The following is a 24,262-nucleotide window of genomic DNA, read 5'->3' on the forward strand; positions in this document are numbered from 1 at the left end:
TTCAACAAGTGACGTAAAATGAAGTATCAACATACAAATATAGAATAATGAATCGAATTAATACGAATAAACGGGCAGCTAAGCTCGCCATTTTTTTATTTTTTACTTTTCTCTCTCTTACAACTGTCGCACAGAATAAAGAAAAAAAGATTACCATACAAAATAAAAGAATCTCATTAAAAGAAGCCTTTGCTCAAATTGAATCACAAACCGGATATAGCATCGCTTATGAACAATCGAATCTGGATATAGACAAAAAGCAGTCTTTATCTCTTAAAAATGTAGCTGTCGTCAAAGCGATGACTCAACTTTTAAAAGAAACCGGATATGTATATAAAATAAAAGGATATCATATTATTATTTCTTTGCAAGATAACCGACAAAAGCCTGCCAATGATGATACACAAAAACTGACTCAAACCATAAGAGGAATCGTTGTTGATTCCAAAACCAATACGCCAATAGAATATGCCTCCGTCTGTATAGCAGAGAAACCTTCACTGGGAGGCTCAACTGACAACCGGGGAAATTTCCGGATTAATAACGTCCCGATAGGACGTTATAATATTCAGGCATCTTTTATGGGGTATCGCCCAAGTATCATTAGCGAAGTGTCTGTCACTTCATCCAAAGAAGTATTTGTAGAAATCCCTATGGATGAAAATGTGCAGGATTTGGCTGAAGTGCTTGTCAAACCGGAAATAAAAAAAGACCGGACAGTCAACCCGATGGCTATTACGGGAGGACGTATGATTAGTATTGAAGAAGCGTCCCGATTTGCCAATGGGTTTGATGATCCGGCACGGTTAAGTTCTGCATTTGCTGGAGTGGCAGGAGATGTCGGTACCAATGCAGTGGCTATCCGGGGAAACGCTCCGCAATTTACCCAATGGAGACTGGAGGGCATTGAAATACCTAATCCGACTCATTTTGCCGATTTAGCAGGGCTGGGAGGAGGATTTCTGTCTGCTTTAAGCACGCAAGTTATCGGAAACTCCGATTTCTACAATGGAGCTTTCCCAGCAGAATACAGTAATGCCTTATCCGGTGTTTTCGATATGCATTTGCGCAATGGTAATAATCAGAAGTACGAACACGCCTTTCAGGTCGGACTCATGGGCATAGATTTAGCTTCGGAAGGTCCTATCAGTAAAAAACGGGGAAGTTCCTATCTGGTGAATTATCGCTTTTCTACTACTTCACTGGCATCGGGTAATGACATCAACCTGAAATATCAGGATTTAGCCTTCAAACTAAATTTTCCCACACGTAAAGCCGGAACCTTTTCGATCTGGGGATTAGGATTGATAGACAGAAATAAAGCAGATGTTTTGGAACGTTCCGAATGGGAAACGATGGGAGACCGGTCGTCAGGATATAATAAACTGGATAAGCTGGCAGGTGGCTTAGCGCACAAATATGTACTGGATGAAAATACTTATATCCGTTCTTCTCTATCCGCTACCTATTCCAAAGACCGTTCATTGGCAGACTTACATACCGACGACGCTATTATTAATGTAGCAGATATTCAGAATAGTAGATGGAATTTAGTATTCAATTCATATCTGAATAAGAAATTCAGTCCGAGGCATACCAACAGAACAGGGATTACCATTACGGAACTTAAATATGATCTTGATTACAAAGTCAGCCCTTATTTGGGATTAAACAAACCTATGGAGCAAATATCGAAAGGCAGTGGAGAAAGCACAGTCCTCTCGGCATATAGTAGTTCCGTAATAAACTTGAGCAACAATCTGACAACCAGTTTAGGGGTTACCGGACAATATTTTACTTTAAACAAGAACTGGTCGATAGAACCGAGAGTTGCCCTTAAATGGAAAATAAATCCTGCACATTCTTTAGCAGCTGCTTACGGCTTGCATAGCCGTCGGGAAAGGCTCGACTATTACTTTGTTGAACAGATAATCAATGGTAAAAAGGAATCAAACCGGTACCTGGACTTCTCAAAGGCACATCATTTCGGATTCACTTATGACTGGAATATCAATCAGACCCTACATCTGAAAATAGAACCCTATTATCAATACTTATTCCACATACCAGTTGAGGAAAACTCCTCCTTTTCGATTATCAATTATGAAGAATTCTATTTAGACCGCATATTGACAAACACCGGAATAGCCAAAAACTATGGAATAGATATAACACTGGAACAATACATGAAAAACGGCTTCTACTATATGATTACAGCTTCATTATTCAAATCGAAATATAGGGGAGGAGACCGTATCTGGCGAAATACGAGACTGGACAAAAGTTTTTTAGTGAACCTGCTCGCCGGAAAAGAATGGATGGTTGGCAGACTCAAACAGAATGTATTAAGTGTAAACAGCCGCCTGTTCTTTCAGGGAGGAGGACGCTATACACCTGTGGATGAAGAAAAAAGTCAGGAAGAAAAAGACATCGTCTTTGACGAGAGCAAAGCCTATACTAAACGATTCAATCCATCTATAAACGGTGATGTTTCCATCAGTTTCCGGATCAATAAGAAAAGAGTATCCCACGAGTTTTCTCTGAAAATACTGAATGTGGGTATGCGTACCGGAATGCATTTCTATCAATACAATGAAAGAACGAGCGTAGTAGAAGAAAAAGACGGAGCGGGGCTGATTCCGAACATCAGCTACAAAATTTATTTCTAAATAACTGAACAAGAAAAGGGTTTGTTCACACAATAGACTGACACCCAACAGGCAACTGCTTTCAGTAATTATGGTATAACAATCTGTAATATATATACTAACAAGCTCTCTGAATACCTGTATATTTGCTGCGTGAAATAATTTAGTTATGAATTATATGCGTATCATATTCAAGAAATTCAAAGCACGTATGATTATAGGATGTATATTAGCTGTAATAGCATTGCTGGCGGTGTCAGTCATTGTTTTTATCAATCAAGCCAGTTTCGGCAGAACTCCCCGTGGGGAACGGCTGGAAAGAGTCATGAAATCTCCTAATTACAGAAACGGAGAATTTAAAAATCAGCATGAAACTCTATTGATGACTTCCGACAGGGGACGTTTTAGCGGAATCTGGGAGTTCATTTTCAGAAAGATAGACGGTTTGCGCCCCGAACAGGCTGTCAAAGCAATAAAAACGGATTTACGCAAGATTGACCGTAATGAAGAAATATTGGTATGGTTCGGACATTCATCTTACCTGATTCAAACGGGAGGAAAGCGAATATTGGTTGACCCGGTATTTTGTATGGCTTCTCCCGTATCTTTTGTCAACAAGCCATTCAAAGGTACGGAACTTTATACACCGGATGATATGCCGGACATTGATTATCTCGTGATTAGTCACGATCATTGGGATCATTTGGATTACAACACAGTCAAAAAATTAAAAGACCGGATTGGAGCAGTGATTTGTCCGTTGGGTGTTGGCGAACATTTCGAATATTGGGGATTTGATAAAGAGCGTCTGATAGAACTTGACTGGAATGAAGACGCAAACCTCGCTCCGGGCTTTATGATACATTGTTTGCCTGCCCGCCATTTCTCCGGTCGCGGACTTACTGCCAACCAATCACTTTGGGCTTCCTTCCTGTTAGAAACTCCTTCACAAAAGATATACATCGGCGGAGACGGAGGATATGATACGCATTACGCAGAAATAGGTAACCGATTTCCGGACATCGACCTTGCAATCCTCGAAAACGGACAATACAACGAAGAATGGAGCTTGATCCATTTGATGCCCCAGTATATGGCACAGACGGCCAGAGATTTAAAAGCGAAAAGAGTTCTGACCGTACATCATTCTAAATATGCGTTGGCCAAACATCGTTGGGATGAACCTCTCAAAAATGCAGAAGAAATGAAGAATAAAGATTCTCTGAATGTATTGATTCCGGAGATTGGAGAGGTCGTGGCATTAGAAAAATAGTGCTTTACCCAATCGGCTAAAGGTTTTCCCGTCTGTTATCAGTAAAATTGGTAAAACATTCTGTAATTTGTATAGTTGAAAAACAAATTTCCCTGATTAACTTTGCAAAGTTGAAATATAGATGGTTCAATCCTGACAGTTTTAGACATTTAGATATAACTACTATAAATTGAAAATTAATTAGTTTATGCTACGTACTATCAGACTTACAACCGCCATTGTGTGCTTTACACTTATTACCCTGCTCTTTCTCGACTTCACGGGTACATTGCACACATGGTTCGGATGGTTGGCGAAAATTCAATTTCTGCCGGCTTTATTAGCCTTGAACATAGGTGTCGTATTGTTTTTAGTTGTACTTACATTCCTGTTCGGACGTATCTACTGCTCTGTTATTTGTCCGTTGGGAGTGTTTCAGGACATTGTTTCGTGGGTATCCGGCAAACAAAAGAAAAACCGGTTCCGTTATTCACCAGCAATGAAATGGTTGCGGTATGGCGTTTTAGGAGTATTCATTATCATGATGGTTGCAGGATTGAACTCTTTGGCTATCTTGCTGGCACCGTATAGTGCTTATGGCCGGATAGCTTCCAGTCTTTTTGCACCGGTCTGGCAATGGGGAAAGAACCTGTTGGCGTACTTCGCCGAACGAATGGATAGTTATGCTTTTTATGAGGTAGATGTATGGATGAAGAGTCTTTCGACGATGCTGATTGCCATTGTTACCCTTGTTGTTCTTTTCATTCTGGCGTGGCGCAACGGACGAACCTATTGTAATACGATCTGCCCCGTAGGTACTGTATTAGGGTTTATATCCAAATATGCGATATTCAAACCGGTAATTGATACTTCCAAATGCAATAGTTGCGGTTTGTGTGCCCGCAATTGCAAAGCATCGTGTATTAATCCGAAAGCTCATGAAATAGATTATAGCCGTTGTGTGACTTGTATGGATTGCATCGGAAAGTGTAAGCATGGAGCCATTACATACACAAGACGGAAACCTAAGAACGAAACAGGTACGAGCGAAGATACGAAAGCAAAGTCTGTCACTACTGAACAGGTAGACAATGCCCGTCGTAGCTTCCTTTCAGCATCGGCCATTTTTGCAACAACTTCTGTACTGAAAGCACAAGAGAAAAAAGTAGACGGAGGATTGGCTACTATCGAAGATAAAAAGATTCCCCAAAGAGAAAATCCGATCTATCCTCCCGGTGCTTTAAGCGCACGCAATTTCACTCAACATTGCACAGCCTGCCAATTATGTGTCTCTGTTTGTCCCAACCAGGTATTGCGCCCATCGGACAACCTATTGACATTGATGCAACCGGAAATGTCATACGAACGTGGATATTGCCGTCCCGAATGTACTAAATGTTCGGAAGTTTGTCCCGCCGGCGCTATTCATCTCACCAGTCTTGCCGAGAAATCAGCTATTCAGATCGGACATGCCGTATGGATTAAAGAGAACTGTGTACCTTTGACAGATGGAATGGAATGTGGCAACTGTGCCCGCCATTGTCCGACAGGTGCCATACAGATGGTAGCTTCCGATCCTGAAAAAACAGATTCTCCAAAGATTCCGGTAGTAAATGTAGAAAAATGTATCGGTTGTGGGGCGTGTGAGAACCTTTGTCCGTCCCGTCCTTTCAGCGCTATTTATGTGACAGGACATCAGATGCATAGAATTATTTGATCTAAATCAGTATAAGATTATGGAAGATAAAAATAAGAAAGATATAAATAGAAGAGATTTCATTAAGATTGTAGGTATTAGTGCAGCCACATCGACAGGGCTATTATACGGATGCTCCTCAAAAGGTACTTCCTCTTCAAGCAGCGCAACAGGAGAAGGAGAGGTGCCTACCGATAAAATGACTTACCGCACGTCTCCGACTACCGGTAACCGTGTTTCACTCTTGGGATATGGTTGTATGCGTTGGCCTCTCAAACCTGCTCCCAACGGTAATGGTGAAGTAATCGACCAGGATGCCGTGAATGGACTGATTGATTATGCAATCGCTCACGGAGTAAACTATTTCGATACATCTCCGGCATACGTACAGGGCTTTTCCGAAAAGGCAACGGGTATTGCATTGAGCCGTCATCCCCGTGACAAATATTATATCGCCACCAAGTTATCCAATTTCTCTCCCGATACATGGTCTCGTGAAGCATCGCTCAAGATGTACCACAAATCGTTTGCAGACCTGCAGGTAGATTACATTGATTATATGCTGCTTCACGGCATCGGCATGGGAGGAATGGAAGCCCTTAAAGGACGCTACCTGGATAACGGAATGCTTGACTTTCTGGTGAAAGAACGGGAGGCAGGACGTATCCGCAATTTGGGATTCTCCTATCATGGGGATATCGAAGTGTATGACTATCTGCTTTCACGGCACGATGAATTCAAGTGGGATTTCGTACAGATACAATTGAACTATGTAGACTGGAAACATGCCAAAGAAACCAATACCCGGAATACGGATGCTGAATATCTGTATGGAGAACTGCATAAACGAGGAATTCCATCTATCATCATGGAACCGCTTTTAGGAGGTCGTTTGTCTAAATTGAATGACAACCTGGTGGCACGGCTCAAACAACGCCGTCCGGAAAGCAGTGTCGCTTCCTGGGCTTTCCGTTTTGCCGGTTCATTTCCGGACATTCTGACTGTGTTAAGTGGCATGACTTATATGGAGCATCTGCAAGATAATCTCCGCACTTATTCTCCTTTGGAACCGTTGACAGATGAAGAAAAAGAGTTTCTCGAAGAAACGGCACAATTAATGTTGAAATATCCAACGATCCCTTGCAACGACTGCAAATATTGTATGCCATGTCCTTATGGGTTGGATATACCTGCTGTGTTGTTACATTACAACCGTTGCGTCAATGAAGGGAATGTCCCCAGGAACGGGCAGGATGAGAATTATGCAAAAGCCCGGCGTGCTTTTCTAGTCGGATATGACCGTAGCGTGCCAAAACTTCGTCAGGCAAGCCATTGCATCGGTTGTAACCAGTGTGTGGCACACTGTCCGCAGAACATTGATATTCCGAAAGAGCTGCATCGGATAGATCAGTTCGTAGAACAATTGAAACAAGGTACTTTATAAAAGAAAAGATGGAAGAATTAATCAATTTACTACATACGGGAGGATATTCCTGTACTATTGCCAACAAAGGAGAAATCCGTACTTTCACTCAACGCGGTGTGGCTGATATCTATGATTTACTGACCCAGGAACCGGAGTTTCTTAAAGGAGCCTCGATTGCTGATAAGGTGGTTGGAAAGGGAGCTGCCGCCCTGATGATTCTGGGAGGAATCAAAGAGTTATATACTGATATTATCAGTACCAAAGCTCTGGAGTTGCTTCAGAAATCAGATATAAAAGTTGGTTTTACAGAGGAAGTACCTTTTATCTGGAACCGTAACCATACAGGAGGATGTCCTGTAGAGACAATGTGCAGCGAAGTGGAATCAGCAGAAGAAATATTACCACTGATCCGCGATTTTCTGGAAAAGATCAGAAATAAGAAGTAAAAAGAAGAAACTTGAAACACGAAATAAAGTATGAAAAGAAATACAGCTTGTTTATTCCTGTTCGGTAGCTTGCTTTCCATCTCGGGAATGGCACAGACTAAAAAGGATAGCATACAGGCCGGAAGAAATTATATGATTGATGAAGTCGTAGTCACCGGAACACGTAATGAAACCGATGTGCGTCATCTTCCGATGACCATTTCCGTAGTCGGCAGGCAACAAATTGAGAAAAGATATGAGCCTTCTCTTTTGCCGTTGTTAACGGAGCAGGTACCGGGATTATTCACTACCAGTCGTGGCATCATGGGATATGGCGTATCTACCGGAGCTGCAGGTGGCATGAGCTTGCGTGGTATCGGTGGTAGTCCGACAGCGGGATTATTGGTACTGATTGACGGTCATCCCCAGTACATGGGTTTGATGGGACATCCAATAGCGGATGCTTATCAATCTATGATGGCAGAGAAAGTGGAAGTTTTACGTGGTCCTGCATCTGTACTTTATGGTTCGAATGCCATGGGTGGTGTGATTAATATTGTTACCCGTCGGCAACAGGAAGAGGGTGTGAAGACGAATATGCAAGTTGGGTACGGTTCATATAACACGTTGCAGACTGAATTTTCCAACCGTGTCAAGAAGGGACGTTTCAGTAGCGTCGTAACCGGATCATATAATCGTACAGATGGACATCGTCCCGATATGGGATTCGAGCAATATGGTGGATACGCAAAGTTAGGTTATGATATCAGTTCTTTCTGGAAAGTATGGGGAGATGTGAATGTAACCCATTTTAATGCTTCCAATCCGGGGACTATCCAAGTACCACTGATTGACAACGATTCCCGTATCACTCGTGGAATGACATCGTTCGCTTTGGAAAATCATTATGAAAAGACTTCAGGAGGTTTGAGCTTTTTCTATAACTGGGGACGGCATAAAATCAATGATGGCTATCAGATAGGAAAAGAACCGCAAAAATCACATTTCAACTCTAAAGACAAAATGCTGGGTGTATCATGGTATCAGAGTGCCACTTTCTTTACCGGTAATCGCTTGACCGTAGGATTTGATTATCAACACTTCGGAGGTGAATCATGGAACAAAGTACTGGCTACGGGTGAACATACTCCGGGAGTAGACAAGCAAATGGATGAGTTTGCCGGATACGTTGATTTCCGTCAGGATATCAGCAGTTGGTTCTCACTGGACGCAGGTATTCGTGTAGACCACCATTCACACGTAGGTACAGAATGGATTCCACAAGGCGGACTGGCTTTTCATTTACCCAAGAATGCAGAACTTAAAGCAATGGTCAGCAAAGGATACCGTAATCCGACCATTCGTGAGATGTATATGTTTCCTCCTGCCAACCCGGAACTGAAACCGGAAAAACTAATCAACTATGAACTTTCCTATTCACAACGTCTGCTGAAAGGGGCATTGTCCTACGGAGTCAGCCTTTACTATATCAATGGCGACAATCTGATTATGTCAAACGGACTCTTTCCTCCATTGAATATCAATTCCGGAGAGATAGAGAATTGGGGAGTTGAAACGAATATAGGCTACCACATCAATTCACACTGGAATGTGAACGCCAATTATAGCTGGCTGCACATGGAGAATCCCGTTCTTGCTGCTCCCGAACATAAATTGTATGCAGGGGCGGACTATACTTCCGGACGTTGGAGTATATCGACTGGAGTACAATATGTGAAAGAACTTTATACTTCTGTTGTAAAGGGTAGCGAGCAACAGGATCATTTTGTTTTATGGAATCTTCGTGGGAATTATCGTGTCTGCCGTTTCGCTAACCTCTTCATAAAAGGAGAGAACCTGCTGGCACAGCGTTATGAAATAAATGCAGGTTATCCCATGCCCAAAGCTACGTTTATGGGTGGTATTAATTTGAACTTTTAAATAATAAAATGATATGGAATCAACTACTGTAAAACTCTATTCGCTGAATTACGGCAATGTGAGAACTTATCTGGCAGCCTCGTTATTCATCGTTGGCAACATCCTTTTTCCCCAATTTTTTCATCTCATACCGCAAGGAGGAATAACCTGGCTGCCTATCTATTTCTTCACTCTGATCGGAGCTTATAAGTACGGATGGAAAGTTGGTCTGCTGACTGCTGTTCTTTCCCCTATTATCAACTCCTTACTTTTTGGTATGCCGATGCCGGCGGTGCTGCCTGCTATTTTATTAAAGTCCGTATTGCTCGCCATTGCTGCCGGTTGGGCCGCACAACGCTTCGGACGTATCTCCATCCCGGTATTGGTTGGCGTGGTACTTACCTATCAAGTTGTAGGAACATTGGGAGAGTGGATGTATATAGGTAATTTCTACAATGCCATCCAGGATTTCCGCATTGGAATTCCCGGAATGTGCCTGCAAGTATTCGGAGGTTATTTATTCATTAGATATTTGATTCGCAAATAACTTCCTTATCAATAACCGCTTTTCCCGGAAAAGAGTTATAAGCCTTGAAAAAGAAAGTTCTCCTCTGTTATAGATACCCATAACAGAGGAGAACTTTTTTAAATACAACGTATCTATTCGCTTTTTATTTATCAATCTTCTTCGTCGTCATCTTCCAGATCAGTAGCAGCGGGATTACCTCCTTCTTTAGCATACCTGCTCGGACTCATCTTATAGTATTTTTTGAATACTTCCCGGAAATATTTAGTTTCAGAAAATCCAACCATGTCTGAAATCTCATTAATAGCATATCTACCCTCTTTCAGTAATTCGGTAGCACGTTTCAAACGCATCACCCGAATAAACTCTGTCGGAGACTGTCCCGTCAATGCTTTCAATTTACAATAGAAACTGGTACGGCTCATACCACTTGATTCACAGAGCACATCAACGGAAAATTCAGGGTTGTTTATATTCTCATCCACGATTTTCTTAGCATTTGATATAAACTTCCAATCAAGGCTGTTAGTGCCGTTTGCAGACGGAACCATCGTTTTTTCTATATCCAGATTGGCATATCTCATGCGCAACAGTTCCCGGTTTGCCAGTAAGTTAGCAATATTTGCCCGCAGAATTTTCACGCTGAAAGGTTTGATGAGGTATTCGTCCGCACCAATGGACAGACCGTCAAGAATATTATTTTCATCTCCTAAAGCTGTGAGCAACAATACAGGAATATGTGAAGTCTCAATATCGCTTTTAATAGCGACACACAGTTCGTCTCCTCCCATCTCCGGCATCATAATATCAGAAAGTACCAATTCCGGCCAAAATTCTTTTATAATAATCAATGCTTCCTTTCCATTGGCACAGGCTTGCACATTATAGATGGAAGATAATGAACTGACGAGATAAGAGCGTAACTCATCATTGTCTTCTACAACCAGAATCCGTCGTGAATTTGGATTATTCACAGTGACAGTTGTATTTGCAGGTACATTCGGAGCGGGGAGTACAGGAGCCAACGCTTCAAACTTAGAGTGCGTTTCCTCCCCGGTATTTTGAAAGTTTTTATTGCTTTTCGGAAAGACAATTTTGATTGTCGTACCTTGATGTTCAACACTCTCTACACTAATCTTACCACCATGAAGGCTGACCAGTTTTCCTACCAGCATTAATCCTATACCACTACCTGTCACTTTGGAGTTAATGGCATTGCTGGCACGAAAATGTAGCTTGAACAACTTACTTTGTTCACTGGCAGGAATACCTATACCTGTATCCTTGATAATCACTTTCCATGAATCGTTCGTATCAGATACGGAAATGCTGACCTTTCCACTTTCCGGAGTATATTTTAGCGAGTTCGATATTATATTCTTCAAAATAGAATCCATCTTCTCCTTATCAAACGATACATTCATATAGCTGAAAGTACTCTCGTATGTATATTCAATGCGCTTAATGGCTGCATAAGAAGAGAATGTATCATATATTTCATTCATATAAGTATTCAGCTCATACTCGGAAACACTCATTTTAGAGGAATATACATCCGTTCGTTCAAAATTAATCAGATTGCTGACCAACCGCAGAAGAACTTCCACATTCCTCAATGCAATGTTCGTACGGGTTATCCCGTTGTCAGTAAGATTCTCTTCTTCCAGCAATTCCTCCAAAGGTGCTTTTATCAAAGTTAATGGAGTACGTATATCATGAGCTGTATTAATGAAGAATTGCGTTTTTTCATCAGATACATTCTTTTGTTTTCTTAGATTTATCACACGCAAAACGAAATAAAATCCTCCGATCACAAACAAAATATAGCACAAAATAGCCCACCAACTCGACCAGAAAGGTTGTGTGATGATGATTTTCATACTACGTTCCTGAAAGACAATATCATGTTCTTCTCTGGATACTGCACGTACATGAAGGGTATATTTACCTGGAGGTAAATTGGTGAAACGAATCAAATTATTAGTTCCCGGTTGTGTCCATTTCTCATAAAATCCTTCCAGTCTCCAAGAGTATAATGCATTCTCTGGAGAATCATAGTTGATTGTAGAGACTTCGAATGAAAACGTATTCTCATCATATTTGAGTTCCAATACATCCGTTTCATCAATACTTTTCTGTAAAGGAGAGTCCTCAACACCCGGATAAATAGGTTGATATGAAAGATAAAAGTTACTGAATATCAGTCTGGAAAACTCATACTTTGGAAACTTTACATCCTCCGGAAATTCAATCGCCCCATCCGCACTTCCAAATACAAAGCCTTTATTTTTACGCACTGCTCCTGCAGATGCATTAAAATAGGCAGGTAACAATCCTTCTCCTCTGGTCCAGTTAGTGAATATCTTCTCTTTAGTATGAAAACAGGTAATTCCATTCTCTGTACTCATCATTATACGCCCGTTCACTTCCGGCAGTATTGTAAATATCCTGTTTGAAACCAAGGCGGAATTATCAGAAAAATAGTGCTCGAATGTTTTATTTTGATGATTGTACACAAATACTCCCACACCATTTGTTCCGATATATAGCAAGCCATCATCTGCCTGATAAAGCGTATTGATATAAGCAGCTCCTATTTCCATTTCAATAAACTGATATTCGCCGGTATTTCGATTTAATAAATACAATCCTCCAACGGTTCCGATCCACATATTGTCTTTGTCTTTTTCAACAATCGATGTGATAGAATTCAATCCCGGATATAAACGAACACTGTTAGTCGCCAGATTAAAACATTTTAGATTATAGTACCCTCCCGACCAGATATATCCTCTCGAATCCTTAACTATATCACGAATATACTTATCCGGGCGCATATTGACGTGGGAAAGCAGGTAAGGAGAGAAGTATTCAACCGACAATGTATTCTTGTTTATTTTATAAATGCCGGAAGTAAATCCCCCTGCCCATATAATACCGGGAGATACTTCACATAAAGTAATAAAGATATGGTTTTTATCTTTTATCTGTTGGTCAAAAGAACTTAAGAACGAGTGCCATTTACCAGTTTTTGACTGATAAAGACTAATACCATTACTGGTTCCAAACCATAAATCGCCATCCTCGTCTTCAATAACCGCATGTACCTGATCGTTGATTAGCGATTGGTGATTACCCATGGAATGTTTCATCCAATGATAATTTTCATAGCGGTTATCCATTATTGTGATCCCGGTAGGATAATTGGCGAGCCATATTCGCTTTTCTTCATCTACAAAGACATCATTGATGTTATTTCCGTTCATTTCATTATAACTCTGATAGTTGGCTACAATGTAATGTTCCAGTTTACACGTGTTTACATCAACTTTATATACTCCCATCCCTTCGGTTGCAATCAACAGTTCCGTTTCATTCAAAGGGCTGATACGAGCTATGTTTACGTCACTAAGGTCAGCGTCCGGCCGTATAATTTCCTGCGTATTCGTATCATACACAAAAACTCCTCTTTCAAATGAACCGATAAACAGTCTTTTTAATTGCTGGTGAAAATACAGTTCACTCACCTGAGCATGGAAATAGTCTAATGTTTCAACAGGTATAATCTCTAAAACATTATTTTCCTGTTTGACATATCGTACGCCTGTCTCCGTTGCTATAAAGAAATGGTGCTCATCTACTTGCTCTATTGCCGTGATACTACTGTGAAGCACATTAGGGAATTGGAAGATACGAGCATCTTTAATATTATAAAGCAATACAGTATCCTTGCGACATAACCAAATATTATTATTCCGGTCCAAATAACCACAGCTAATTGTTTCAGAAGTATCCGGTAATCTATATACCATTCTGAAATCATCTTTATTAGCGTCATATTGAAAAATTCTCCCTTGCTTGCCAATCACCCAGATGCCTATATGCGGTTCTGTATACAGCCATCCCAGACGTATGGGAGCGTCTAAAGTGTTACCTTCTTTATTTAATTTATAGTGTTTTATATCTTTACCGTTGTATCGGTCCATCCCTTCATTTGTAAGGAACCACATATAGCCCTGGGCATCTTTCTGAATATTGAATATCCGGCGATTGCTCAAGCCATCTTCTATTCCTATATATTTGTATGTTTGTGCTGTAACCCAAACAGGAAAAAAGAGAAGAATATATACAATGTATTTCATATAAACAGTTGTTTTTTAGACTACTTCTAACGATCATATAAACATAACAGTCAACGAAACTAGACAAAAGCAATGACAAATGCAAAGAAATAGGAGAGATTCTACAAGAAAACATCTATTTAGAAACATTTTTATTTCCAAAGTTGATTATTTACTTTGCGAAGTTGATTTATCTGAAAGTGTTCTTTTGCTATATGTTATAATTAGCGCATGTTTTGTTTTTGTTAATTTAACTAATCAAATTTGATTCCAGTTTCTTCTTATAGACCCATATACTTATTGTAAAATAAATAAGTGCCTGTATCCAGAGAGTTATATATTCCGGTCTGATATCGGCCATACTGGCTCCCATAGAATTCAGTTTCACAAAAGCGAGTGTGCCTGGTGCAGCTGGGAAAATGTAATGAGCCACTTTCCAATACCAAGGCATTAGTTCCATTGGATAGGAAACGCCGGAAAGAAAGATTAATCCTACGGAGAAGAAGGCGATCATGAGTAGGGGAGCCTCAGAATCCGTAAAATACCTGGACGCAGCTAATCCCAGGAAAGAAGTTGCCATCAAATATGGAATCAATAATAGTACGATGTACAATCCGTTTCCAATATTGGGGATGCTGAAAAAGTGAGGGAGCAAGCCTAATAGAAAAAAGGCAAAGATGGCATAAAGAGCACAGTACACGGACGTTTTTCCTGCCACTATACGAATGGCAACTCCCCAGCCATCCCCAAAAGGAGTATATGCGCGGATTCCTTTACTACTGTATTCTTCTCCGGTCACCATGCCAATAACCATCAGCAAGGTCTGGAAAATTATAATCATCATGACTGCCGGAATAAGATAGGAACCATACCCTTCGGTATAATTGTAGAGTGCAGTGCCTTCCACATTGATCGGTTTCGCCATAGCTACGGCAAGCAATCCTTGTGGTGGAAGAAACACCGCTTCATCTGGCCGGTATTTATCATTAATAGCCAACATGACACGTGAAGAAGCACCTTGCAAAGCTTCGAAATACAAGAAGGCATCAGTAGTTGCATAAAGGGAAAATACGGCTTCATCTCCCCGGAACACCCGTTCCTCAAAGTCATGAGGCAGATAGAGTATTCCCTGTACTTTGCCTTCTTTCATCCATTCTTTTGCTTCATGATAATCCATAGCCTGACTGGAAATCTCTGCCTGGGGAGTAGCATCCAGCCAACGGATAAAATCACGGCTCAATTCACTGTGCGAATTGTCGACTACGGCAACAGGTACATCGGTTACAATATTCGGTGCATACATATAATTGTAGAGCAACCCGTAAACGAAGATTCCTCCCATCAACACCAGTAAAACCGCATAACTGGTACTGATAGCTAGAAATTCACGACGAATGATGAATGACAACTGTTGTAACTTACTTAATGTTTTCATACTTATGACTTTCTATAGCTCGTTTTAAATGAGGAAGCAGCGACAGGGCCAGCAACGGGAAGATACAGAGTATCACAGCCGACGGCCACAGATGGATAAACCCACCGCCTCCATAGAGCATGGTTTGCATCATTTCCGTAAAATGACGGACAGGGAACAAATTGGAAGCATCCCTCACCAACGGATACATATTGGGAACCGGAAAGGTTACTCCGGACAAAGTAGCCCCCAGAGAACCTACCATAGAAACTACGCTTATAACCAACGATATTGCCGGAAACAGCGAGAATAAAAACAGCCCTAAAGCCTGTGTTGCAATGATGAAAAGCACAGTCATGATATTCATTAACCACCAACTCCCCTGAAAAGGAATATGCAAAATACCAAACATGACGTAATTAGCCAACCACCCTATCAGTATATATATAATGGTATAAGGTAATAATTTACCTAAAACAGCTGTCACTATATTGCCTTTTGCAGTCGCCAGCCAATCGTCTGCTGTGCGGAACTTAATTTCAATGCCAACCGCATACACGGTAATCAACAGAATCAAAACCTGAAACAGCACAAAGAAAAAGGGCTGACTTAAATATACCGAATAATCCAGACTAGGGTTATATATCGGATGGTTATTAGCCTGTACGGGTAATAAAAAGGTGGTAATCTGATCCTGTTCTACTCCGAGTGCCACCGCTTGCATCACCACAGGAGAAAGAGCCACCGGAGCTAAGGAAGTTTCGAATGCCGCCATCAACTCACCACCTACCGACATTAATGCATAATGATAATAGTAGGAGAGTGTTGCATTCTTTCCGGTAATCGCATTCTGTTCAAATTGGGGAGGTATGGAAAGATATCCATAAATCTCTTTCTTTTGCACAGATTCACGGGCAGCTGCTTCATTTACAAAATGCTTTGTCACTTTAAAAGTTGGTACGGCAGAAATGTTCCTGACTATCGTCCGGGAAGTAGCAGTATTATCCTGATCGACAATACCAATAGGAATGTTTTCCATCTGTCCGTTACCAAAGATCGTAGCCATAAAGAAAAGGGTGAACAATGGCAAGACAATGCAGACACCAAAATAAAGGCGCCGTGAAGTCATTCGCCGCCACTCTCTGAGCAGTACGGAACGAAAAGGGGAATATGTTTGTGATTCATCCATTCTCTGGTTTATTTGATGTCGATTAATCTAAAGTCAATAACACGGACATGCCGGGACGCAAGTCATCCACCTTTTGGGTTGGACGGGCATGAATCTCAAAGGTACGTAAGTCATAACTTCCGGTTTGCTTGGTTGATTTCCAGGTAGCAAAACTGCCTAGCGGACTAATATAATAGATTTTGAATTCAATATTTTTTTTACCGATAGCGGGCACGTCCGCAACAAATGTTCCGTCCATTTTAAATTGCGGCATCAGATCTTCCCGCACGTTAAGAACAACATGTATATCATCCATCACCACCAAATTCATAATGGGAGTTCCCGGTGCAACCAACTCTCCACGTTTAGGGAAGATTGTTGCTATCTGACCGTTTTCCGGAGCGATTAACCGAGCATCGACCAGCAAAGCCGAGACTTCATCCACTGTGCTTCGGGCAGCATCCACCATGCTGGCAGCAGACGCTTTATCTTCTTTTTGTGCACCATCTACAGCCATCTGATACTGTTCATAGGCAGCACGTTCGGCTGCTACAGCCGCTTTATACATAGCTTCCACTTCATCCTTTCTTTGAGAAGTAACAACACTGTCCTTATATAAAGTAAGAATACGGTTATAAGTTGTCTGGGCGAGAGTTAGATCGCTCTTCGTTTTATTCCATAATTGCAGTGCAGTAGCCACAATCTGACGACGGGTTCCGGCATCTATTTTCTTGTTCTGTTGCACTGCCACCTGTTCCAAGGCATTCACTTGTTGATACTTGGCATGTACTTCAGGGCTATTAATGACGACAAGAGTATCTCCCTGGTGTACCCAGTCTCCCTCCTGAACGAAGAAAGTGTCGATACGGCCGGGAAGTTTCCCGCTGATACGGATTTCTGTTGCTTCAGCTTGTCCTTGCAAGACCAGCGGCTGTTTATGCATTAATATAACTCCCAGGCCGGTGAAAATACCGACAGCCAGAAGAATGATGACAAAAGCCCATGATAGGGTTTTACTAGTTGGTTTCATTGTTTGTTACGGTTTAGGTTGATAGTTTGCAAATTGTTCCGGTGTGCCACAAAGCGAGAGTAGATTCATTAGTGCCACATCATATTCATAATATGCTGCCAGGCGAGCCACTTTTACACTGGCAAGCATGGTTTCAGCATCAATAACTTCGGTAGAAGTTGCCATCCCTTCTGTAAATGATTTCTTTCGGATGCGTACCAATTCTTCACTTAAAGCAATCGTTGCATTTAAAGCTTTTACATTATCCTGTGCCTTTTCCAGCTGCGTATAAAGCTTATCTACCCCAACAGCCAGATCATCACGGGCCTTCATCTGGCCTAAAGCCAGAGTTTGTTCCGTTAATTTCGATTGCCGCACTCTTTTTTCACGATCCAGTCCGTCAAAGAGGTTCCATGTAAAACCAATGCCTACCATGGTACGCGGTAATAAATTACTCTGAATACCATGCGAATACAAGGTCTGTTTTCCAAAAAGGGCTATATTCGGCAAATAGCCACTTTGAGCAATCCGCACTTCTTGTTTGGCAATATGCTGCTGCAGCTGTAATTGGTTGAGTGTATAGTTCCCACTGTTTACTGAAAGATCAAATAGCATTTTAGGTGGCAATGAATCATTCATAAAAAGGGGAGAGGTAGGAATGATATTGGCATCTGCATCCTTTTTATTCAGCAAAACCTTTAAGGCACTTTGCACTACTGTTTCTTCTTTTCGCGCAGCTTCCAATGCACGTTTGGCTTCATCCATATTTACCTGGGCAAAAAGCCTTCCTGCTTTGTCAATCATTCCTGCTGCCTCTAATTTCAAGGCATTTTCATAATGTTTCTTCAATCCGTTGTAGGTTTCTTCACGAACCGTCACAATTTGTTGTGCCAGTCGAAGCCCATAATAGCTTTCAACCAATAAACTTTGCTGATTGGCCGATACCTGTGCCCGACTTTCCCGTGCCAGATCGACCATCGTTCTTCCGATGTTGGTGGCATGAAAACGCTTACCACCGGAAAAGAGTACCCACTCGGCTGATAAATCAACAGTTGTCAAATTTCTTGGAGTCAAAGGAAATATAAGGGTATTTGCCCCAATTTGATCCAGTATAGACGAAATGATCTGGTCATCCGGAATAATCGAATGTACAAAGTCTTTAGCCGGATCGGTAAACTGCGATAAAGGCTGTTTAACTTCGATCTTCTCCGACATGTGTACAAACGCACCTGTAGACTGAAGACTGGGATACCAGAAAGCATTCAACTTATCACGTTCAGCCTTCGCAATCTCAATACTCTTATCCGCTATTTTCAGACTCTGATTTCCTTGATTCAACAGATGCAGTGATTCTTCGAAACTTAATGGTGTCTGTGCATCTATCTGACCGATGGAAAAATACAAAGTCAATAGTATACAAAGTCGCTTATTTTTTTTCATACTGGTTAGGTTATATCTGAATTTGAGATATTCTAACAGATGAAAAGAGAGGTTTGTTCATCAGAAAGAATATAGCAATACAACAAAAGAAGGTTTCAGCGCTCTTTTATAAGATGTTCTATTTTTCATCTTCTCTTTGAATCATGCTTGTGTCATTTCTATCAGATAGAAAAAATGATGCATAAAATAATGCAAGTATATGCAATAAACGTGTTGTTTATGGATATAAACTACTGGAATATACAAAATATAAATGCATATTGGAGTTGTTTCTTTAAATGAAAAGCTCCGTTCCTTTAAATGGAACCAACCGTTGGTCGGTGAGAAACGTGTTTTTCCTTTAAAAGCAAGCTCCCAAACAGCTCATAAAGCTTCCGTTTGTTTCCAAATCTTGTTTATTTTGCTAGAAACTAAATATGTCAATTTGAAATAATATAAGCAACTTTGTTCTCACATATTCAATATTCACGCTCTATTTAGAACCTAGTGATAGATTATCCACTAAAATAGTTTATATCTGAATCTTATTAACCAGAAATCCTGAAGTTTTTTCTATAGTGACTATCGTCAATCTGTATATTTTTAATTATACGGGTTACTAATATGCGTTTTTTCATATCCGGTTGTTTTTTCATCAAAACAAAAGAATTGAAGAGACTTTGATTTCACTTTTTTCTTGCATTAAAATTTCTGCGATTTTATTTGAGATATAAAAATTATGTTTACCTTTGCATCACCATTTCATAAGGCTTTTGAGTCGAGAAATGCAGTAAATATGCGGTAATAGCTCAGTTGGTAGAGCACTAGCTTCCCAAGCTGGGGGTCGCGAGTTCGAGCCTCGTTTACCGCTCTTTTGAAAATCAGGTGGTTATCTTAAATAAACTGCCTGATTTTTTATTTTTCAAGTCCCCTTTTCTATGGTTTTATCTATTATCGGACAAAACCTAAACTGAACATATTGTAGAATAACCCCAATTGAATAACCAATATGGCTAAAAAAATAGAGAAATATCTCCCCGTAGATTACAGTGACAGTTTTTCCATAGAAGTTACAGAAAACCATCTGTCTCCTAAAAATATTATTTTAAAAGTCTTTGCTCATAACCCCGCTTGGCTCCGAATGTTGTATGCAATAAGGGCCTGTTTAGTCAAACCTTTCGGTATAGAAACTAAAGCTATTGAAAGTGAAGAACTTATTATAGAGGAAGACAAGCAAGAAGCAATTATGAGAAAAGACGATAAACATTTATTGTTTTATGTCGATATTTTCATTACGCCATTGGAAACAGGAAAACAAATGATTGAGGTCACCACATTAGTAAAATACCATAATTGGGTAGGAAAAGCTTATTTCTTTTGTATAAAACCTTTTCATCGGGTCATAGTACCTTTAGTTCTCAAAAAGGCGCTATGCTGAACAACCACAGTCGCGGATGCAACTATATAACGAATATGAAAAATGAGATATGTAATATAGAAGCACATGACTTTAGAAAATTAATGCATGAAGAATAGGGCAGTTCATGCATTTTTCGTATTTTTGCACCCTGTTTTAACACTCAAGAAAACTTTAAATAGAAAAATATAATGGCAAAAGAACTGAAAGACCTTACCAAACGTAGTGAAAACTACTCACAGTGGTATAACGATTTGGTGGTAAAAGCTGATTTGGCAGAACAGTCTGCTGTGCGCGGATGTATGGTGATTAAGCCTTACGGATACGCTATCTGGGAGAAAATGCAACGTCAATTGGACGACATGTTCAAGGAAACAGGACACGTAAATGCATACTTCCCGCTATTAATCCCGAAATCATTCTTAAGCCGCGAAGCAGAACACGTAGAAGGGTTTGCGAAAGAGTGTGCCGTAGTAACACATTATCGCTTGAAGAATGCAGAAGACGGTTCAGGAGTTGTAGTAGATCCTGCAGCTAAATTGGAAGAGGAATTGATTATCCGTCCGACATCAGAAACAATCATCTGGAATACTTATAAGAACTGGATTCAGTCATACCGTGACCTGCCTATTCTCTGCAACCAATGGGCGAACGTTTTCCGTTGGGAAATGCGTACCCGTCTTTTCCTGCGTACTGCCGAATTCCTGTGGCAAGAGGGACATACCGCTCATGCTACCCGTGAAGAAGCAGAGGAAGAAGCAATCAGAATGTTGAATGTATATGGTGAATTTGCAGAAAAATATATGGCTGTTCCCGTTGTAAAGGGAGTGAAATCAGCCAATGAACGTTTTGCAGGTGCACTTGACACTTACACAATAGAAGCCATGATGCAGGACGGAAAAGCATTGCAAAGTGGTACTTCCCACTTCCTGGGACAAAACTTTGCAAAGGCATTCGATGTTCAGTTCGTTAACAAGGAAAACAAGATGGAGTATGTTTGGGCTACTTCATGGGGTGTTTCTACTCGTTTGATGGGTGCATTGATTATGACTCACTCGGATGACAACGGATTGGTATTACCTCCGCATTTGGCTCCGATTCAGGTAGTAATCGTTCCTATCTATAAGAATGACGAACAACTGAAACAAATCGATGCTAAAGTAGAAGGCATTGTAGCTAAGTTGAAAGCACTGGGCATCTCTGTGAAATATGATAATGCAGATAACAAACGCCCGGGCTTCAAATTCGCTGATTATGAATTGAAGGGTGTACCTGTTCGTTTGGTTATGGGTGGTCGCGATCTTGAAAACAACACGATGGAAGTGATGCGCCGTGATACACTGGAAAAAGAAACAGTTACCTGTGAAGGCATTGAAACATACGTTCAGAACCTGCTTGAAGAAATGCAGGCTAATATCTACAAAAAAGCATTGGACTATCGTAATTCCAAGATTACAACAGTAGATACCTACGACGAATTTAAAGAAAAGATCGAAGAAGGCGGATTTATTCTGGCTCATTGGGACGGAACTACTGAAACAGAAGAAAAGATTAAGGAAGAAACCAAAGCAACTATTCGTTGTATTCCGTTCGATTCATTTGTTCCGGGCGACAAAGAACCGGGTAAATGTATGGTTACAGGTAAACCATCTGCTTGCCGCGTCATATTTGCACGTTCTTATTAAATAGAAATTGTATATCATTATAAAAAGGATGAAAGCGATTGAATCGCTTTCATCCTTTTCTTTTTTCCTTCCATTTCAGTTTTATTTCAGAAATATCCCTTTTCTTTGCAGTATGTAAAAAAGAAAGGAGAACAAAATTATGAAGATATTGATTGTAGAAGACGAACCCTCTTTGAGAGAACTGATTCAATGTTCGCTTGAAAAAGAACGTTACGTGGTAGAAACAGCCAGTGACTTCAATTCTGCTTTACGCAAAATAGAAGATTACGACTATGATTGTATCTTATTGGACATCATGCTGCCGGACGGAAGCGGACTTGATCTTCTTGAACGATTGAAAGCGCTCCATAAACGGGAAAATGTGATTATTATTTCCGCCAAAGACTCCCTGGAAGACAAAGTCTTGGGATTGGAGCTCGGGGCGGATGATTATTTGCCGAAACCCTTTCATCTGGTTGAATTAAACGCACGTATTAAAAGCGTGATTCGCCGTCATCAGCACGATGGAGAAATTGATATCCGCCAAGGCAATGTACGGATAGAACCGGATAAATATCGTGTCTTTGTGAATGATCTGGAAGTGGAACTAAATAGAAAAGAGTATGATATCCTATTATATTTCATCAACCGCCCCGGAAGATTAATCAATAAAAATACCTTGGCCGAATCTGTATGGGGAGATCATATCGATCAGGTTGATAATTTTGATTTCATATATGCGCAAATCAAGAATCTTCGCAAAAAGCTCAAAGATTCCGGTGCAACGATTGAAATCAAAGCGGTTTATGGATTTGGATATAAAATGGTGGTAGAATAAAAAAGAAAGAGATTATTGTCCATGAAATTAATATATTACATCATTCTTCGTATTACACTTGCTCTGACCCTTATACTGACGGTCTGGGCTATCTTCTTTTATGTTACGATGATCGATGAAGTCAACGATGAAGTGGATGACGCTTTGGAAGATTATTCGGAAACCATCATTATACGGGCATTGGCAGGAGAGGAGCTACCTTCTAAAACCAATGGATCCAACAATCAATATTATATGATGGAAGTAAGTAAAGAGTATGCGGAAAGCCGGGAGGATATTCAGTATAAAGACTCTATGGTATACATTGAAGAAAAAGGAGAGACCGAGCCGGCACGTATTCTTACTACTATCTTTAAAGACGATGAAGGACGATACCACGAACTGACAGTATCGACCCCCAGCATTGAAAAAGATGATTTGAGAGATGCCATCCAGGTGTGGATTATATTTCTATATGTAGCTTTATTATTCTGCATTATTATCATTTCCGTATGGGTATTTTACCGGAATATGCGACCGCTCTATGTACTTCTACACTGGCTGGACGGTTATCAAACAGGAAAAAGAAATAAACCTTTGAGTAACGATACTCAAATCACAGAATTCCGGAAATTAAACGAGGCTGCCATTCGTTATGTGGAACGTACAGAGCAGATGTTCGAACAACAAAAACAGTTTATCGGAAATGCTTCACACGAGATACAAACTCCACTTGCTATCTGCCGTAACCGATTGGAAATGTTGATGGAAGATGATTCGCTATCAGAAAAACAACTGGAAGAACTGATGAAAACGCATCAGACTTTAGAATACATCACTAAATTAAACAAATCCCTGTTATTGCTTTCCAAGATTGATAATGGTCAGTTTACGGATACCAAAGAATTGGAACTTAATGTACTCCTCAAACAATATCTGCAAGATTACGAAGAAGTTTATGATTATCGCAACATAGAAGTCACGATAGATGAACAAGGCGTTTTTAAGGTGAAAATGAACGAATCTCTGGCTGTTGCTTTACTCACTAACCTCCTGAAAAATGCATTTGTACATAATATTGACGGGGGACATATCCGAATCACCATTACTAAGAACGGTATTACTTTCCGAAATTCGGGAGTGGAACATCCGCTAGACAAGGAACATATCTTCGAACGTTTCTATCAGGGTAGTAAAAAAGAAGGATCTACAGGGCTGGGATTAGCTATAGCCGATTCCATCTGTCGTTTGCAACATCTGAATATAAAATATTACTTCGAGCAGAATGAACATTGCTTCGAGATTTCCCAATCATAAGATTCACCCTGAAAACAAACACA

At 40.5% G+C, this 24,262-nt stretch carries 16 protein-coding genes and 1 tRNA gene; 12 read left to right on the forward strand and 5 right to left on the reverse strand.

The window, feature by feature from the left end; genetic code table 11:
* Positions 1 to 47 precede the first annotated feature (47 nt).
* The 7 genes from H8796_RS17960 to H8796_RS17990 all read left to right on the forward strand — a co-directional run bounded on the left by H8796_RS17960 (position 48) and on the right by H8796_RS17990 (position 9,914).
* Entirely contained in the window at positions 48 to 2,669 is a 2,622-nt protein-coding gene (locus tag H8796_RS17960; protein WP_117933751.1) for a carboxypeptidase-like regulatory domain-containing protein, read from the forward strand.
* A 148-nt stretch (positions 2,670 to 2,817) separates the two neighbouring features.
* On the forward strand, positions 2,818 to 3,921 hold the full coding sequence (locus H8796_RS17965; RefSeq protein ID WP_117933753.1) for an MBL fold metallo-hydrolase: 1,104 nt from the start codon (positions 2,818 to 2,820) through the stop codon (positions 3,919 to 3,921).
* Positions 3,922 to 4,108: 187 nt separating this feature from the next.
* Complete coding sequence (locus tag H8796_RS17970; RefSeq protein ID WP_117933754.1) at positions 4,109 to 5,617, forward strand: 4Fe-4S binding protein; 1,509 nt, start codon at positions 4,109 to 4,111, stop codon at positions 5,615 to 5,617.
* 19 nt (positions 5,618 to 5,636) lie between these two features.
* Positions 5,637 to 7,040: an aldo/keto reductase gene (locus tag H8796_RS17975; protein ID WP_117933756.1), complete on the forward strand. Its 1,404-nt coding sequence runs from the start codon at positions 5,637 to 5,639 to the stop codon at positions 7,038 to 7,040.
* A gap of 8 nt (positions 7,041 to 7,048) precedes the next feature.
* Complete coding sequence (locus H8796_RS17980; protein ID WP_008999621.1) at positions 7,049 to 7,468, forward strand: DUF1893 domain-containing protein; 420 nt, start codon at positions 7,049 to 7,051, stop codon at positions 7,466 to 7,468.
* Positions 7,469 to 7,498: 30 nt separating this feature from the next.
* The gene (locus tag H8796_RS17985) at positions 7,499 to 9,388 is read left to right on the forward strand and encodes a TonB-dependent receptor (RefSeq protein ID WP_187343847.1); all 1,890 of its coding nucleotides are present in this window, start codon (positions 7,499 to 7,501) and stop codon (positions 9,386 to 9,388) included.
* 13 nt (positions 9,389 to 9,401) lie between these two features.
* Entirely contained in the window at positions 9,402 to 9,914 is a 513-nt protein-coding gene (locus tag H8796_RS17990) for an ECF transporter S component (protein ID WP_117933758.1), read from the forward strand.
* 131 nt (positions 9,915 to 10,045) lie between these two features.
* Here H8796_RS17990 and H8796_RS17995 read toward each other — a convergent pair whose 3' ends face one another.
* The 5 genes from H8796_RS17995 to H8796_RS18015 form a co-directional block, all read right to left on the reverse strand.
* Positions 10,046 to 14,035, reverse strand: a complete 3,990-nt coding sequence (locus tag H8796_RS17995; protein WP_117933760.1) for a two-component regulator propeller domain-containing protein — start codon at positions 14,033 to 14,035, stop codon at positions 10,046 to 10,048.
* 229 nt (positions 14,036 to 14,264) lie between these two features.
* The gene (locus H8796_RS18000) at positions 14,265 to 15,449 is read right to left on the reverse strand and encodes an ABC transporter permease (protein ID WP_117933762.1); all 1,185 of its coding nucleotides are present in this window, start codon (positions 15,447 to 15,449) and stop codon (positions 14,265 to 14,267) included.
* A complete protein-coding gene (locus H8796_RS18005) occupies positions 15,433 to 16,617 on the reverse strand; it encodes an ABC transporter permease (RefSeq protein WP_117933764.1) in 1,185 nt (394 codons plus the stop codon). Before H8796_RS18005 ends, H8796_RS18000 begins: the two co-directional genes overlap by 17 nt.
* Before the next feature lie 22 nt (positions 16,618 to 16,639).
* Entirely contained in the window at positions 16,640 to 17,626 is a 987-nt protein-coding gene (locus H8796_RS18010; RefSeq protein ID WP_117933765.1) for an HlyD family secretion protein, read from the reverse strand.
* A gap of 6 nt (positions 17,627 to 17,632) precedes the next feature.
* Positions 17,633 to 19,045, reverse strand: a complete 1,413-nt coding sequence (locus H8796_RS18015) for a TolC family protein (protein ID WP_004318253.1) — start codon at positions 19,043 to 19,045, stop codon at positions 17,633 to 17,635.
* A gap of 777 nt (positions 19,046 to 19,822) precedes the next feature.
* On the opposite strand from H8796_RS18015, the gene H8796_RS18020 reads away from it, so the two are divergent.
* From H8796_RS18020 to H8796_RS18040, 5 genes are all read left to right on the forward strand, one after another.
* Positions 19,823 to 19,895 (forward strand) — tRNA-Gly (locus H8796_RS18020).
* A 138-nt stretch (positions 19,896 to 20,033) separates the two neighbouring features.
* Positions 20,034 to 20,462: a DUF2867 domain-containing protein gene (locus tag H8796_RS18025; protein ID WP_117933769.1), complete on the forward strand. Its 429-nt coding sequence runs from the start codon at positions 20,034 to 20,036 to the stop codon at positions 20,460 to 20,462.
* Between the two features lie 170 nt (positions 20,463 to 20,632).
* Positions 20,633 to 22,126 (forward strand): proline--tRNA ligase, encoded by a 1,494-nt coding sequence (gene proS, locus H8796_RS18030; protein ID WP_004306082.1) that lies wholly within the window; start codon positions 20,633 to 20,635, stop codon positions 22,124 to 22,126.
* A gap of 139 nt (positions 22,127 to 22,265) precedes the next feature.
* Positions 22,266 to 22,943, forward strand: a complete 678-nt coding sequence (locus H8796_RS18035) for a response regulator transcription factor (RefSeq protein WP_117933771.1) — start codon at positions 22,266 to 22,268, stop codon at positions 22,941 to 22,943.
* A 21-nt stretch (positions 22,944 to 22,964) separates the two neighbouring features.
* Positions 22,965 to 24,239, forward strand: coding sequence for a HAMP domain-containing sensor histidine kinase (locus H8796_RS18040; RefSeq protein WP_117933773.1), 1,275 nt, complete (start codon positions 22,965 to 22,967; stop codon positions 24,237 to 24,239).
* The last annotated feature ends 23 nt before the right edge of the window (positions 24,240 to 24,262 follow it).

Source organism: Bacteroides sp. M10 (genome assembly GCF_014334015.1).
Classification (GTDB): Bacteria; Bacteroidota; Bacteroidia; order Bacteroidales; family Bacteroidaceae; genus Bacteroides; species Bacteroides intestinigallinarum.